This is a genomic window from Paenibacillus sp. FSL R7-277 (assembly GCF_000517965.1).
Lineage (GTDB): Bacteria > Bacillota > Bacilli > Paenibacillales > Paenibacillaceae > Paenibacillus_AQ > Paenibacillus_AQ silagei.
Genome location: NZ_ASPX01000069.1, coordinates 291,697 through 308,100 on the forward strand (window position 1 = coordinate 291,697; position 16,404 = coordinate 308,100).

At 46.1% G+C, this 16,404-nt stretch carries 4 protein-coding genes; all 4 read left to right on the forward strand.

What is annotated here, in order from left to right:
• Nucleotides 1-35 precede the first annotated feature (35 nt).
• From C173_RS20445 to C173_RS32985, 4 genes are read left to right on the forward strand one after another with little or no spacing between them, the layout of a single operon-like run.
• A complete protein-coding gene (locus C173_RS20445) occupies nucleotides 36-7,433 on the forward strand; it encodes a non-ribosomal peptide synthetase (protein WP_036727793.1) in 7,398 nt (2,465 codons plus the stop codon).
• Nucleotides 7,433-8,656: an ACP S-malonyltransferase gene (gene fabD, locus C173_RS20450; RefSeq protein WP_036727795.1), complete on the forward strand. Its 1,224-nt coding sequence runs from the start codon at nucleotides 7,433-7,435 to the stop codon at nucleotides 8,654-8,656. The genes C173_RS20445 and fabD overlap by 1 nt, the downstream gene beginning before the upstream one ends.
• Nucleotides 8,657-8,667: 11 nt before the next feature.
• On the forward strand, nucleotides 8,668-12,516 hold the full coding sequence (locus C173_RS32980; protein WP_051478212.1) for a type I polyketide synthase: 3,849 nt from the start codon (nucleotides 8,668-8,670) through the stop codon (nucleotides 12,514-12,516).
• Nucleotides 12,504-16,403 carry a type I polyketide synthase gene (locus C173_RS32985; RefSeq protein ID WP_155991591.1) on the forward strand — a complete coding sequence of 1,300 codons (3,900 nt, stop codon included), beginning with the start codon at nucleotides 12,504-12,506 and terminating at the stop codon, nucleotides 16,401-16,403. The genes C173_RS32980 and C173_RS32985 overlap by 13 nt, the downstream gene beginning before the upstream one ends.
• The last annotated feature ends 1 nt before the right edge of the window (nucleotide 16,404 follow it).

Below are 16,404 nucleotides of genomic sequence, written 5' to 3' on the forward strand. Positions count from 1 at the left end.
AGGAATGTAAAATCTTACTACTAGGATGAAATAATATGAAAAAGAATCTGTTCACGAAAGAGCCTGTAACAAAAAACTGGGAAGCGGAATGGGACGGGCGGTCGATTAACGGGAAAGACATCGCCATTATCGGTATTTCCGGCAGACTTCCTCAAGCGAACTCGATTCATGACTTTTGGAACAATCTAAAGGGAGGAATCGACTCCATCAGTCATATTCCGGATATCCGAAGAAAAGACCTTGAATCGTCCTTCACCGGCGGTCAGCGGTTTAAATATGCCCGTATGGGATACTTGGACCGTATTGATACTTTTGACTTTCTTTATTTTAATTTATCGCCCAAAGAAGCTGAATTAATGGATCCGAATCAGCGGGTCTTTCTGGAGACCGCCTACGCAGCCTTAGAGGATGCGGGTTATGGAGGGAGAACGTTAGCCGGCAGCATGACCGGGGTGTATGTTGGTTACGGTGCCGATAATGATTACATCCATATGATTTCAGAGTTGGGCAAAGATTCGCTAACTTACGCTGTACCCGGTAACTTATCGGCGATCATTGCAAGCAGGGTATCTTATCAATTGGACTTGCGGGGGCCAAGTGTTGTATTTAACACAACTTGTTCATCCTCATTGGTAGCCGCTCACTATGCTTGCCAGGGGCTGCGCAACGGGGAGTGTGATACAGCTATTGTCGGCAGTATCAAATTGCATGTTCTGCCCGTGGAAAGCACGGAGAAGTACGGTATAGAAGCAAAAGACGGCCGCTGTAAAGCATTTGACGATCAATCCGATGGAATTGGTGTGGGAGAGGGGTCCATAGCTGTTGTCCTCAAAACTTTAAGCAAAGCGGTGGATGATGGCGATCATATATATGCAGTCATAAAAGGCAGTGCAATAAATCAGGATGGGAATACCATTGGGATAACAGCTCCTAACCCCGCTGCCCAGGAAGACGTCATTTGCAGAGCATGGAAGGATGCCGGTATAGATCCTGCGACGGTGACATATGTGGAAGCACATGGAACCGGAACGAAATTGGGTGATCCGATAGAAATTGAAGGACTCAAAAATGCCTTCTCTAAATTTACCGATAAAAAACAATTCTGTGCACTCGGCTCCGTCAAAAGTAATATCGGACATTTGGATAACTGCGCAGGTATGGCCGGATTAGTCAAAGCCGTTCTATCGCTGATGCACAGACAAATTCCGCCAACATTGCATGTGCGTTATCCCAATCAGAATATTCCTTTCGTACATACGCCCATCTATCTTAACGATGGGCTGAATGACTGGGATACTGACCAATTGCCAAGAAGATGCGGGATCAGTTCATTTGGGGTGAGCGGTACAAACAGTCACATTGTTCTTGAGGAATATAATGACCATTACCAAATGCAGTCCAATCCGAATAATAGTGCTCCGATATTCACATTGTCCGCGAAATCCCATACTGCTTTTCAGCGGTTGGTGAAGAACTATATGGTCTATTTAACCGAGAATCCTGATATTTGTTACCACGATCTCTGTTACACAACAAATGTCGGGCGGGGGCATTACGAGATCCGTATGGCGGTTGCTGTCTCAAGTACTGAAGAACTGTTAGCAGCCCTGCAAAGCGTAATTGCCGATGGTGAATACCTGCAGTCAGGCAGAGGGATTTATTATGGTGTGCATAAAATTGTTTTTGAGAAGGATGAACGGAATCCGCATCATCTCTCTGAGCTCCAGATCAAAGAAATGACGCTTGAAGCAAACCTGCTGCTGGCCGAAATGGCCCGGGCAAGGGAGTGCTCGGAAGATGCTGTGAATCAGATATGCAGCTTGTATGTACAAGGAGCGAGACCGGATTGGCAGACGATGTATTCGGGTACATTTCGCCGCAGACTGAGTCTTCCGACATATTCCTTCGATGATCTAAGGTGCTGGTTAGAAGGCAATGTTGCGGTACGTAGCAATGAGCAGCCTTTGCAGAGTTTTTACGAGGCACAATGGATAGAAAAACAAAGCCCGCATAAGCAAGCCCGGGAGACCGGAAGTATTGTGCTATTAAAAAATAAATCTCCTCTATGTGGGCAAGTTACGAAGAGATTAACGGACAATGGATTCAATGTCACAGAGATTGACTTGGAAAGTCCTGATTGGGAGCGGACTTTGCATGAAATTCCGTTTGGTGCTGTAGACCGAGTCATTCATATGGCAACCCTACACAAAAGAACACCTGAAACTTTGGAGGAATTAGACAACAGCCAGCGAAATGGTGTGCTCGGATTGTTGCCGTTGGTCCAGAGACTTGCCCAGACCCATAGAAAGCATGAAATTATTATTATTTCGGATCATGTGCATGAAGTAGACGGCCGGGAAAAAGCGATCAAGCCTGAGAATGCTTCTCTCTTCGGGCTTGCCAAAGTAATCGAGATGGAGCATTACCTGTGCCGATGCAGATGTGTGGATATCGATGCTTCAACAACAGCTGAAATAGTTGCGAGAGAGATTGCTTCTGCTGCCTCCGATTTTAAAGTTGCTTATCGTGACGGTATCCGCTATACAGAAATTTTAGCGGAAGCCGATAACCAGGTTGGATCTGCGGCACCTATTGAAATCAGGGGAAATGGCGTTTATTTGATAACCGGCGGACTTGGCAGAATCGGCTTGCGGGTCGCGCAATTTCTTTCCGCACAGCAAAATGTTACTTTATGTTTAGTCAACCGGTCCGTATTTCCGGACAGAGCCGAATGGCATACAGTGCGAAACGAGCGGCACCGGGAAATAGTGAAGCAAATCGAAGAAATCGAGGCCAATGGCTCCGTGGTTGAGATCTACCGGGGGAATATAGCTGATGAGTTGCAATTGGAGGAGGCCATCTCTGCAATAAGAGAAAAGCATGGTATCATTCACGGGATTATGCATTGTGCGGGAGTCGGGTTCGACAGGGAAGGGATTCCAGTGACGGAACAGACCGTGGATGAATTCCGGGCGACATTGCTTCCCAAAGTTCATGGGACATGGCTGTTACATAAAAAAACATTAGATATGAGGCTGGACTTTTTCATTCCCTTCTCCTCTGTCATTACGATACTGGCTCAGGCTGGCTCAGGGGATTACACGGCGGCGAATGCCTATCTGGACTCCTTCAGCACATACGGGCGAAGAGCAGGGACCCCAGCGGTAACCATCGGATGGCCGATTTGGAACGAGACTGTAAGCAATCCGCACATGGTGTATGAGAACCGCTTATTGTTTAATATGATCTCCACTGATTCGGCATTAAGCGGATTGGCAGATATTCTTCGGTCTCCGTGCACGACAGTATATCTTGGCGAACTGAACTATAACAGTGAAATATTCATATTGGACAATCTGCCGTTCTCTCTATCAAACAGTTTGAGTAAGAGGGTTAGACAATATCGTCAATTATATGGAAGGGATTCTCAGGATGGGACCATCCATGCCTTTGAATTCACCGGAAGAGAGGATAACACTTACACTCCAGAGGAGCATGCCGTGGCCGGTATATGGGGTAAAATACTGGGCCTCAAAAAGATAGATCTCTATGATCACTTTTTTGAAATCGGCGGAGACTCCATCAGTGCCATGAAAATCATCAATCAGTGCAATAAGAGCTTCACTATCGACATAATGATCTCGGATCTTTTTCAGCATGGAACTTTGGAGCAATTCTCTAAATTCGTTGCGGAAGTTTCTTCAAAAAAGAGAAGGGCGAATACTCCCCCTCTCAAAAAAATAGCAGATCGTGAGTACTATCCTTCCTCTTCCGCCCAAAAACGGTTGTATATATTAAATCAGGTCAATGAACAGGACTTGAGCTATAATATGACAATTGTCAGAAGGCTTGAAGGTGAAATTAATTATGCCAGACTTGAAAGCGCGTACAAAAAAATGGTTCAACGGCATGCTATTCTGCGGACTTCCTTCCACTTTAGAGATGGAGAAGTGGTTCAGAAGGTCAATCCGGATGCAGACATCAAACTGGAGTTTGCGCAAGTCAATTATGCTTCTGTTGCAGAGGAAATCAGTCAACTCGTAAGACAGTTTCAATTAGGGCAGGTGCCGTTGTTCCGAATCAAATTACTAAAGCTTCGTGATGTATGCAATACGCATATGTTGATTTTGGATATGCATCATATAATTTCGGATGCCATCTCCATGAACATTTTCACCCGGGAATTAATCGATATTTATTTGGGCAAGGCCTTACAGGATCCCGGCTATCAGTACAAGGATTTCGCCAATTGGCAGCGTTCGCTGCTGCAGAATGATGCGTTAAAGAAGCAAGCCGACTTTTGGCAGTTGCAGTTGGAAGGTGATATTCCACTGCTGGAGTTGCCGTTCGCACATGCACGCACTAACGAGCGGAGCTTCACAGGGAACACGATCATCTATGATATTGATAGTGAGCTGTACCAAAGAATCAACACTTATTTACAGACCTCTAAAACCACTTTATTTATGGTTTTACTTGCCGGATTATACACGCTGCTTATGCGATATACCTCTCAGGAGGATATTGTGGTTGGAACTCCTGTATCAGGTCGTTCTATATCGGACCTTGAAGATATTATCGGGATGTTTGTCAATACGCTGCCGATGCGTGCCAAGGTAAACGGTGAGCTTTCATTTAATGAGTTTCTGGAGTACGTGAAGAGGATGTCCTTATCAGCGTATGATAACCAAGATTATCAATTCGAGGATATGGTGACAAATTTCTATAAGTACAGGGATGTAAGCCGCAATCCGATTTTCGATGTGATGTTTGTGCTGCAGAATGCCTTCGGAGAACAGGAGACGGTAGAGGGGCTGCATATTAGCGATTATCCCTACAAAAAGCAGACTTCCCGGTTGGATCTAACGCTCGAAATCGTCCAGAAGAACGACTCGTTAACCCTATATTTGGAGTATTGCACGGATCTTTATGAAGAAGCTGATATGTCAAGATTTGTTGATCATTATGTACGTCTTCTCCATGAAATTATTCATAAACCGGCTAAAAAGCTGCTGGAATTTGAATTTATGTCCCAAGCTGAAACAAGTTTGCTTCTTGATGAGTGGAACTCGACTCACTGTACCTATAAGGAGAATGAGACGATTGTAGACCTTTTTGAGCAGCAGGCAACAGCCAACCCGTCATCTATTGCTGTAAAGACCAATGCTGCACAGATGACATACGGGGAGTTAGACATTATTTCCGGGCGTATAGCAAGTATGCTGCATAAGCAGGAGGTTGGGGCTAATGATGTGATCGGCATCATGACAGATCACTCGGTTGAGACAGTTGCAGGTATATTGGGAATTCTTAAAGCGGGATGCGCCTATATGCCAATTGACCCCGAATATCCGGCCGAACGAAAGAATTTTATGCTGGAAGATAGCCGAAGCCAGATCCTGTTGTCACCAAAACAGGACTATTTGAAGGGAATTGAATTTACAGGCCGCGTGCTGGCTATTGACACTCACAGGTTGACCAATGGATACAGCACACCATTTAAGACTGGGGTTAGACCGAGCGACACTGCTTATGTCATTTACACTTCGGGGACAACCGGTTATCCCAAGGGAGTTCTGATCTCTCATCAGGGGATACATAACTCAATTTCATGGTTTAGAGCGGAATATCAGTTGAAGCAGGAAGACAGCTTCATTCAATTGTTCTCTCCGGCCTTCGACGGTTATGTAGCCAGTTTATTCACGCCGTTGACAAGTGGTGTTAAGTCGGTTTTTGTGAATGATCCACGAAATGTATTTGAAGTAAGAGACCTAATCAAAAGCGAGCAAGTTACCCACTTCATCACGGTTCCGGCAATGATGAGGCTGCTTCTGGATTGTTCTGAACCGGAGCACCTCCAATCGTTGAAAGTCATTACGTTGGCCGGTGACCAGGTAAATGAAAAGCTCGTGAAAAAATGTGTAGAGCTGATGCCCCATATAGAAATTGTAAACGCGTACGGACCAACAGAAAACAGCGTAGTAGCGACATACCAACGCCGGTTGGAGTGCGAGACAACAATAACTATCGGGATCCCAGTTGCCAACACAAAGGTCTATATTCTTAATGAAATGCTGGTTCCGCAACCTGTGGGAATACCTGGAGAGCTCTATTTAACCGGAACGGGCATAGCTAAGGGGTATCAGAACAGAGATGAGCTTCAAATGGAGAAGTTTATTCCAAGTCCATTCATAAAGGGCGAAGTTCTGTACAGAACTGGCGATGCTGCAAGATGGCTGTCAAATGGGCGTATCGATTTCATCGGAAGAACTGATAATCAAGTCAAAGTCAGGGGTTACCGGATTGACCTTAAGGAGATTGAACGCGTAATTGGAAATGTCAGCGGTGTAGAATCCGTCATAGTTACAGTGGAGACGATGGATGGCGAAGACAATATCGTTGCTTATACAGTCGCAGAAGAACGCCCTAAAATGATCAGGGAGAGTATCCGCTCACGGCTGCCGCATTATATGATTCCCAATTTTATTACCTTAATCAGCAAGATCCCTTTAACGGCCAACGGCAAAGTCGATTATAAGCAATTGCGGGAAGTCCAAAAGTTGGCAGAAGAGACGGCAGGCCAATTCTCGCCTCCGGAGACAGCAACGGAAACCTTCATCGTTGACTTATGGAAGAGGATATTGGGAAGAGACAAGATAAGCGTATACGATCATTTCTTTGAGCTTGGAGGTAATTCGATCCAGGTAATCCATATGTACGACGAAATTAACAGAATGTACCCCGGCAAGATTGTTGTTGCCGATTTATTTACTTACCCGACCATTAAAAGCTTGGTAAATATATTGGATACTACATCGGGAGGTCTTGATCCAAGCAAAGCCTCTTTGAAGCAGCTGGCCGTCCCGGATAACTTCCTGGCAGGTAAAACTGATTATGTGGATACAGTGTCGATATCCACTGAATTGGACAGCGATTCTGTTACATCGTTAAAGCTGATTGCGCAGCAGATAGATGTTGGCTTATTCGATATACTCGTATCTATGTTCGCTTATGGTCTGCTGGATCAGACCGGCTACGGGCAAGTGATGGTCTATGGCAGCTATGATCATAATTCATCCATTGTTCCATTGCCTTTTGAAAAGGCTGATTTTGCCGACATTCTGCAGACAGTCCGATCTGCCTATAAAGAGCGGAAGTGTGAAACAGACAATCATTACGACAGAGATACGTTTATGAATCATTTAAAGCAGCCGGTTGATAAGGATCGGATGATTCCTGTCTTTACCCGTCACAATCAAGCAATGCGGACGGATCTAGTGGTTACAGTGATAGAGCAAAGAAACGGTGTAGTCAAGATCGTCTGCCATTTCAACAACGCGAAGCTTAAGAAGCAACGAATGATGGAACTTATCCGCTTCTATGCAAAATCGTTAGTTATACTGTCACGAAAAGGACGGAGTGAGTCGAACTGATGATATGTCTGCTGTTTCCAGGTCAAGGCTCTCCATACAAGGGTATGGGAAGCAAGCTGATGTCGCGTTTTCCTTCCACTAAGCGGGTGTTTGAAGAAGCAAGCGATATTCTTCATCGGAATGTAGCGCAAATATGTTTAGATGAAGAGATGGATTTGTCCCAAGGCACACATTTGAATCAAATTGCAATTTATATCATGGGTGTTGCATCCTTCCATGCGTACATGACAGAAACGAATGCGGCTCCTTCATTCATGGCAGGGCATAGCTTAGGCGAATATACAGCGATTACATGCTCCGGCGGTATCTCGTATGCGGATGGCTTACGCCTAATAGATGCAAGGGGCCGATATATGGAGGAAGTTGCTGCTTCACGGACCGGTTCCATGGCAGCAGTTATGGGAGTACCGCTGTCTACTGTTAATAACTTGTGCCATGAACACTCCGAACAAGGAGTGTTCGTTTCTGTTGCAAATTACAATTCTAAGGAACAATACGTCATCGCAGGTCATACTGAAGCTCTGTCCACAGCGGCGAGAGCCTTAGAGAGAGAAGGGGCGTCGGTTGTTCCCTTAAAAGTGCCTGCACCTTTTCATACTGTTTTAATGGCAACTGCCGCTGAACGCTTCGCCACTGATTTGCTGGAAATAAAGTGGAGGCCTACGAAGTGGCCGGTTATATCCAATGTTACAGCCAAACCGTATCAGGAACCGGAAGATATCAGATTTTCGCTGCTCCGGCAAATGACCCGGCCAGTGCAATGGGAACAAATAATGGCTTATCTTGTTCAAGCCGGGGCGGATCTATTTGTTGAAATGGGACCCAAAGATGTACTGACAAAATTAATCCGCAAATCATCATGGAACGCGGACGCCTTCTCCTTTGACAATGATCAAGACCTTGCAGAGCTAAAGGACAAGCTGGCAAGCAGGCTGTGCAAGTCTGTACCCTCTACCCGGTCTGCAGGGTTTGTGGAGAGGTGCATGGCCGTTGCTGTCTCAACTATCAATGATAATTGGGACACTCAGGCATATTCCGAAGGTGTCATTGAATCTTATAAGAAGCTGGTCGAAATTCAAGGAGCCATTGAGAGGGAGAACAGAACGGTCACCCATGATGAGACGGATACCTGCTTGATGCTGCTTGAAAGAATACTGGTAACCAAAGGAGTATCTGCAGAGGAACAAATAGAACTGAAATCGCAGATAGAGTGTAATGTTTAAGGAGGGTGAACATGATAAACTTTTCGGATTTGGATTTGGAGGGCCTGGAGAAGGAGGTGGTCGTAGAGAGTGAAACGATAAAGGACATGGCTATAATTGGTGTGTCTTGTCAGATCGGCGACATGGAATCGGCCGAACAGCTGTGGGAGGCATTGGTTGAAGGCCGAGACTGCATTGGGAAATTCCCTGAAGACCGCTGCGACGATATGGAAGCTTATTTTAGAGCAAGTGGAAACCAAGTCACTGATAACCAGTATATGGAAGGTTCCTATTTTAATAGAATAGACGGTTTCGACTACCGTTTTTTCAACCTATCCTACCAGGAGTCACGGTTGATGGATCCGCAACAGAGGATCTTTCTGCAGACCGTGTGGAGTGCAATTGAGGATGCGGGATACGGGGGGGACCGGATCAGGGGGACAAAAACAGGGGTTTATGTAGGCCATAACAGCGATTCGCCTTTGGAATACAAGCGAGTTGTTTATGATATGGAACAAGAATTATCCCATTTGGCAACGGCGGGAAATATAAAATCGGTTATCGCCGGCAGGATCAGCTATCTTTTGAATCTTAGAGGCCCCAGCCTTCTTGTTGATACGGCGTGTTCATCGTCCCTGGTAGCTCTTCATACCGCTTGTAAGGCGATAAGAAACGGCGATTGTGAGATGGCCATCGTCGGGGGGGTCAAAATTACGCTTGCGCCTATTGCAGATTTGCAGGACAGCATCGGCATTTTGTCATCCGACGGCAGATCCAGGTCATTCAGCGATGACTGTGAGGGGATTGGCCTGGGTGAGGGAAGCATTGCTCTGATCGTTAAATCCTATGATCGGGCAGTTGAAGATAAAGACCCTATCTATGCTATTATCAAGGGCTCAAGCGTTAACCAAGATGGCGCTTCAGCCGGTTTAACTGCTCCGAACCCCCTAGCCCAGGAAGAGCTTCATCTTCGCGTATGGAGAGATGCAGGGATTAAACCGGAATCTTTATCCTACATTGAAGCCCATGGAACAGCTACTAAGCTAGGTGACCCTATTGAAATAGACGGAATCAAAAGGGCCTTTGATCACTATACGGAAAAGCAGCAGTTCTGCGCGATCGGTTCCGTAAAAAGCAACCTGGGGCACTTGGACAGCTTATCCGGTTTGGCTGGTGTTGTGAAAGCTGTTATGTCTTTGCAAAAGAAGAAAATACCGCCTTCCATACACTTCAAACGTCCGAACCGAAAAATACCGTTCCACAAATCGCCGGTTTATATTAATGACATATTAATGGATTGGGAAGAGGGTGCTCTCCACAGAAGATGCGGCGTAAGTTCATTTGGAATCAGCGGGACCAACTGTCATGTCATACTCGAGGAGTATGTTGAGCATCAGGAGGTTAACCAAACGGATCAGCACTGCCAGCTTTTCGTGTTATCTGCGAAAACTGAAAATAGTCTTACTGCTCTAATCAACGAATATGCAAACGCGCTACATCGTGACAGGCGGTTAAGGCTGCTGGATATTTGCTATACTGCATCGACTGGAAGGGATCATCATCCGTGCAGATTGTCGATTGTCTGTGACAGTCTCGATGATTTACTCCACAAGCTAAACCATGTTCACAAACATGGGCTTGATGCTGCTGCAGATCAGTCCATACACTGGGGGTTTTACACAGTTGCTCCGGCGGAGAAGCCTGAACTTGACCCATGGGAAATGACTTTGCCAAAGAAACAGAAAATAGACATGGAGCTTGCATCAGAGGTCCAATTGTTTCTGCAGGGAGAAGGAGATCTCAATAGGATAGGGCTGCTCTATTCGCTGGGGGCGGACACGAATTGGAATATGTTATATGAGGGGGACGTTCAGCGGGTCCATTTGCCTTCCTATGTGTTTGAAATGGATCGGTGCTGGGTCCGGTATCCGGATGAACCGGGCTTTATGTATCGCACTTCATGGAGTGTGAATGAGTCGGAAGATCCCAGGGCCCCTTTTGAAGCCTCTATAGTCCTTATATTTAAGGACCGTTCAGGGTATGCCGGTGAACTGGCATCGGGATTAAGGAATTACGGGTGTGAACGGGTTGTAGAGGTTGAGTACGGCCATGGATTTCAGCGGGCCGGTGATAACCGCTACATTATCGGATATTCGGAGAATGACATCTTCCGGTTATTAGATGAAATCCAGCCGGCGTCTTCGTTGCGGATTGTTCATATGGCCACGATTGGCAATTCAATTGCAGGGGAAAGAGATGAACAACCGGAGCTTGGAGTGTACAGCCTGTTCCATATATCAAAGGCGATAGAAGCACTGAGCCATATCAATAAAGCGGAGTTGTATCTTATTACCCAGAATGCAAATGAAATCACATCCTTTAAAGAGAACATGAATCCTGGGAATGCAGCTTTTCTGGGACTTGGCAAAGCAGTAAATCTCGAAAATCATCGTTTACAGGTAAGTGCGATTGATTTTGACCAGCATGTATTTATTAATAAAATTATTGATGAAATGGGAGCACGGCATACGGCGCTGGATGTTGCTTACAGAGAAGGAAAGCGGTATACAGGTTCGCTGGAGAGCGTAAGCATAAATATGGTGGATGACCATCATCCAGTCGTGTATAAGGAGAATGGAGTATACGTTATTACTGGGGGGACAGGCTCACTTGGACTTCTATTCGCGAAACATTTAGCTTCGCAGGCCAAAGTTAATCTTGCGTTGATCAATCGATCGGAACTGCCGCCAAAAGATGCTTGGACTGCCTTAGTGCGTGATGAAGCCCAAAGCAAGGCCTTGAGGAATAAAATTGAAGACTTGCTGCAAATTGAATCAACCGGTGCGTCCGTAACTGTCTATGCGGGTGATGTAACCATTGAATCCGATATGAGCGCGATTCTGAATGATCTCCGGAGAAAGTTCGGGACAATTAACGGTATTATACATGGTGCGGGGGTCGCGGGCCGTGAGCTTGTTCTACTAAAAGATGAGAGCAGGGATTCACTTGAAAGGGTGATGGAGCCGAAGGTAAAAGGTGCAGTGATTCTCGATAGATTGACCGAAAAGGATCAACTGGACTTTTTTGTACTCTTCTCATCTGTTGTAGCACTTACCGGAGGCATTGGTGTTGGAGGCTACACTGCAGCTAATGCTTATCTCGATGGATTCGCTTCCTGGCGGAGCCGGAGAGGGAAAAGAACACTATCTATTAATTGGCCGACTTGGAGGCACTCGGTTGAACACACGCTTACTACTTTTGACGAATCGAAGCATTTATTTAAGCTTCTGAAAGTGGATGATGCTTTACGTGGATTTCAGGCTGCGGTTTCCAAGAGTGTCAGCCGGTTGATTATAGGTGAGCTTAATTATTCCGGGAATCTGATGTACCTTGAACGCTTTTTGCCGATAGAATTCTCGCCTGAGATCAAAAGGAAGCTTGCCAGGCTTGAAAAGCGTCAAACTAAGCATAGAACCCCTGCTGTTGACAAACAGGCGGCCCAATCAGGGGGCGGTAATAAATGCTCAACGACCGAGCAGAGGTTGTCGGAAATATGGTCGAGAGTGCTGGGCGTTGAGGAGATCAGCATATATGACCATTTCGATGATCTGGGCGGAGATTCTATCATGGTTGCCCAATTGTTTAAAGAGCTGGAACTTGAATACCCGGGGAGACTCGAGATAGTAGATGTCTTCTCCTATTCATCGATTTCTAGCATGGCTCAATTCTTAGACCGGAATTCGGGACAAGCAGAGCAGGAAGAAAAAAATGAAGCGATGGACCTGGATGAGCTGTTTAGGCAAATTACCGAAGGTGAAGTATCGGAGGAGCAATTTGGCGAGTATTTAAAGATGGTTGGTGAAGATAGTTGGAACACCTAAAAAAATATATTTATTCGCAAATTACATCGGGTGCTTTGTCCAAAGAAGAGTCAAAGAAAATATTAGCTGAAATGATGCAGATGCAGGATCAACGGAAAGAAGCCATGGATGTGGCAATCGTTGGTATGGCCTGCAGACTGCCTTTATCGGAATCGGTTAATGAATATTGGAAGCAGCTCTCAGAAGGCCGGAGCTGTCTGGCTCCGTTTCCCCAAGCAAGATGGGCGGATACGAAGGAGCTATTAGCTAAAGACGCTAAGCGTGAGGATTGTGTAGGCGGATACTTAAGAGAGATCGATAAGTTCGACGCCGGTTTTTTTAAGATATCGCCTAGAGAAGCACAGGTAATGGATCCTTGCCAGAGGCTGTTTCTTGAAGTCGCCTGGGAGGCAGTAGAAGATGCAGGGCTTACCCAGCAATTAACAGGAACCAGAACCGGTGTTTTTGTCGGACAGGATACAAGTGCTTTGCGTTACGTTAATGTAATTGATACATCTGATCCCCTGCTGGCAACAGGAGCGAACACCAGCATTGCTGCCAGCAGAATTGCCTACTTGCTGAACCTGACCGGTCCAAGCCTTGTCTTGGACAGCGCATGCTCCTCAAGTCTGGTTGCGCTTCATACCGCATATCGAAGCCTGGTGGACCAGCAATGTGAGAGTGCGATTGTAGGCGGTATTTCAGTTACACTGACCCCGGAGCAAAATGAAATGCTGAATTCGCCGGAGGGTAAGGTGCGTTTTTTTGATAGAAGAGCGGATGGTACAGTGTGGGGTGAAGGTATATGTGCCATTGTAATTAAGCCCCTGGATAAAGCGTTAAAGGACAGAGATCAAATATATGCGGTGATTAAGGGCAGTGCGATAAATAATGACGGATCCTCAAACGGATTAACAGCACCTAACCCCGTTGCTCAGACAGAGGTAATCGAGAAGGCATGGAAAGCGTCGCGGATAAATCCCGAAACCATCAGCTATATTGAGGCTCATGGGACCGGGACAAAGCTGGGTGATCCGGTAGAGCTGAAGGGCCTGAATGTGGCCTTCAGAAGATTCACCGACAAACGTAATTTTTGCGGGATAGGTTCTGTAAAGACTAATATCGGTCATACCAAAGGGGTATCAGGCCTGGCATCAGTGGTCAAGGTGGCGTTAGCACTTAAGCATCAAATGCTTCCGCCTACCCTTCATTTTCAAGAAGCCAGCCCGATGGTGAAGCTTATCCAATCGCCCATGTATATCGTTGACCGGTTGACTCCTTGGGAGCCGGCCCACTTCCCTAGAAGATGTGGCGTTAGTTCCTTCGGTTTTAGCGGAACTAATTGTCATATGGTCTTTGAGGAAGCACCTTCACTTGAAAAACGTGTGATTCCGGAGAGCGAATCGGGCAGCTCTGTGTTTGTATTGTCTGCTTACAGTGAAAAAGGATTAATGCAGTATATTAAGAAATATTTACTTTTTCTGGAGAAAAACGAATCGAGTCTGGGGGACATTTGTTTTACAGCTAACACCGGCAGACAACACTACAATCATCGTATGGCTTTGCTTGCGAAGGATTTGGATGAATTGAAGTCGCTGCTGATTTTGATTAATGGAATAGGATTGGAAGCGGCAAGCAGAACAAATCAACAAATTCATTATGGCCATTTTAATTTAGTTTTTAATAAGAAGGCTTTATCCGTGAACGATCTGACCGAGGATATGAAAAAAAGCCTTAGCGGAACGGTCGATCATTGGTTAGAGATGATGGAATCTCAAGAGACTCAGGAGTCCATGCTTACAGAGCTTTGCCGATTGTATATTAGTGGTGCTGATGTTCGCTGGGAAGTACTGTACCTTAAACAGGGGTACCGGAAGACATCCCTGCCAACCTATCCGTTTGAATCCAAACGGCACTGGCTGCAGCTCCGGCGGTATGGGGAAAAGGAATCTGCCGGCACCGACAAATCGCAGGACTCCTTCTATAGAATAAATTGGATGGAAGCGCCGGTGGAAGCAAGCGGGAATCTAACTCCCGAGGAATCCGTATTGCTGATTCATGACGGAAACCCGACAGCAGCTTCTTTGCTGCAGAGCATCCCCGGGGTGCTCGATATAACGTTAGGCAAGCAATTTCAACGGCTGGAAGCCGAGCGTTATATGGTAGACCTATCGGAGGACAGCTTCAAGAGGCTCATCTCTTCCGTTAAGGGTTCAGGACCTTATAAGATCATCCTGTCAGTCTTCATGGAAACGACGGTTGCTTCATTGAATGACATCCACTGCTTCGAGGATAAAAGCATCCAAAGCCTGTTGAATTTAATCAAATCGCTGGTTCACAATAATGTCAGTTCAAATATTGATCTGGTTCTGTTAACGAAGTCGTCGCATGAAGTGACAGGGACGGAGCCGTATATTATTCCCGAATATGCTCTACTGGTTGGCCTGGGCCGGGTAATCCATCAGGAATTGCCTCATATCTCCTGCAGATGTGTTGATTATGATGAGTTAACCTCCCTGCAACAACTTACCAGTGAAATTATGCATCATTCAGAGTCGTACCTGACCGCTTATAGGGAAGGGCGCAGATATGTTGAAATCATTGAAGCTGAAAAGTCTAATCCCGTTCAAGCTCGCGGGCACTGGATTCATGAATTTGGCGTATATTTAATTACCGGAGGATTTGGCGGAATAGGCTTCTGCTTGGCGCAGGCTATAGCCGCCTTGCGCCCGGTTCACCTTATCTTGCTTGGCAGACAGCAATTTCCTGCTCAATCAGAGGACGCTGAATGGCTGGATAAGCATAATGCTATTCTTGAAATGAAACGAAATGGATCAACTGTAGATTATTTCTCTGCCGACGTGTCGGATGAAGAACAAGTTGCGGCTGTTCTGCAGGAGGCCAGAAGCAGATACGGAAGGATCTCGGGAGTCTTCCATGCCGCGGGTATTTCCGGGACGAATATGATCTATCATAAGAGCTATGCCGATATATCCGGCGTACTTCAGGCAAAAGTAGATGGGACATGGATTCTGGACAAGTTAACGGCAAAGGATGAACTGGACTTTATGGTCTTATTCTCCTCCATTGCATCGTTTGCCGGAGGGCTGGGGATGGCCGATTATGCAGCAGCCAATGCCTACATGGATGCTTATGCTATGAAGCGGAGTAAGACAGGGCGCAAAACTGTTTCGGTGAATTTGGCTACATGGAAACATGTAGGGATGTCTGTCCGGCACGGGGTTAACAAAGATACATTGTTCCATGCATTAGAAAAGGAAGGGGGTATCTCCTTAATACTGCAGTCACTCAACCACACAGGCGCACGGATTATTGCGGCACGGGTGAATTATAACGATGCCTTGTTCCTGCATGCCGATGACCCGGCTAAGTTGGGTATCAGGTTATCCGAGGACATTGTATCGGCGATCGAGCGGGTTCGCATGAATCAGGATGGAGTGCCTTCTGCTCCCGTGCCCATCGAATCAGTAACATTGATGGGAAGAAACGAAATTCATTATTCTGAGACGGAAATCACTGTCTCCTCTTTATGGGGAAAGGTGCTGGATATCTATGAGATTGATGTCGATATGAATTTTTACGAGCTTGGAGGGGACTCCAGGCTGGCTATCGACTTGCTCAAAGAATTGGAGCTTAGATTTCCTGGCGTAATCAATATTTCGGATATATTCACCTATCCGACGGTGTCGCTGCTCTCCGAATATATTGAACAACAGCTAGAGGCTGCTTCAAATAAAAGGCCGGAACCGAATAAAGCAGAACAGCGGGGACTAACTGCCGCTCTGGATAATGAGGGCTTAAGAGCTCTGATCGGTAGTGTGAAAGCAGGAGCGGTATCCGTTGAAAATGGGTTGCAGATTCTGAAGCAGCACAGAAAGGAGAACTAAG

Excerpts from the sequence above, each read along its gene's own strand:
- C173_RS20445 (WP_036727793.1), top strand. The coding sequence starts at position 36 with ATGAAAAAGAATCTGTTCACGAAAGAGCCTGTAACAAAAAACTGGGAA.
- fabD (WP_036727795.1), top strand. The coding sequence starts at position 7,433 with ATGATATGTCTGCTGTTTCCAGGTCAAGGCTCTCCATACAAGGGTATG.
- C173_RS32980 (WP_051478212.1), top strand. The coding sequence starts at position 8,668 with ATGATAAACTTTTCGGATTTGGATTTGGAGGGCCTGGAGAAGGAGGTG.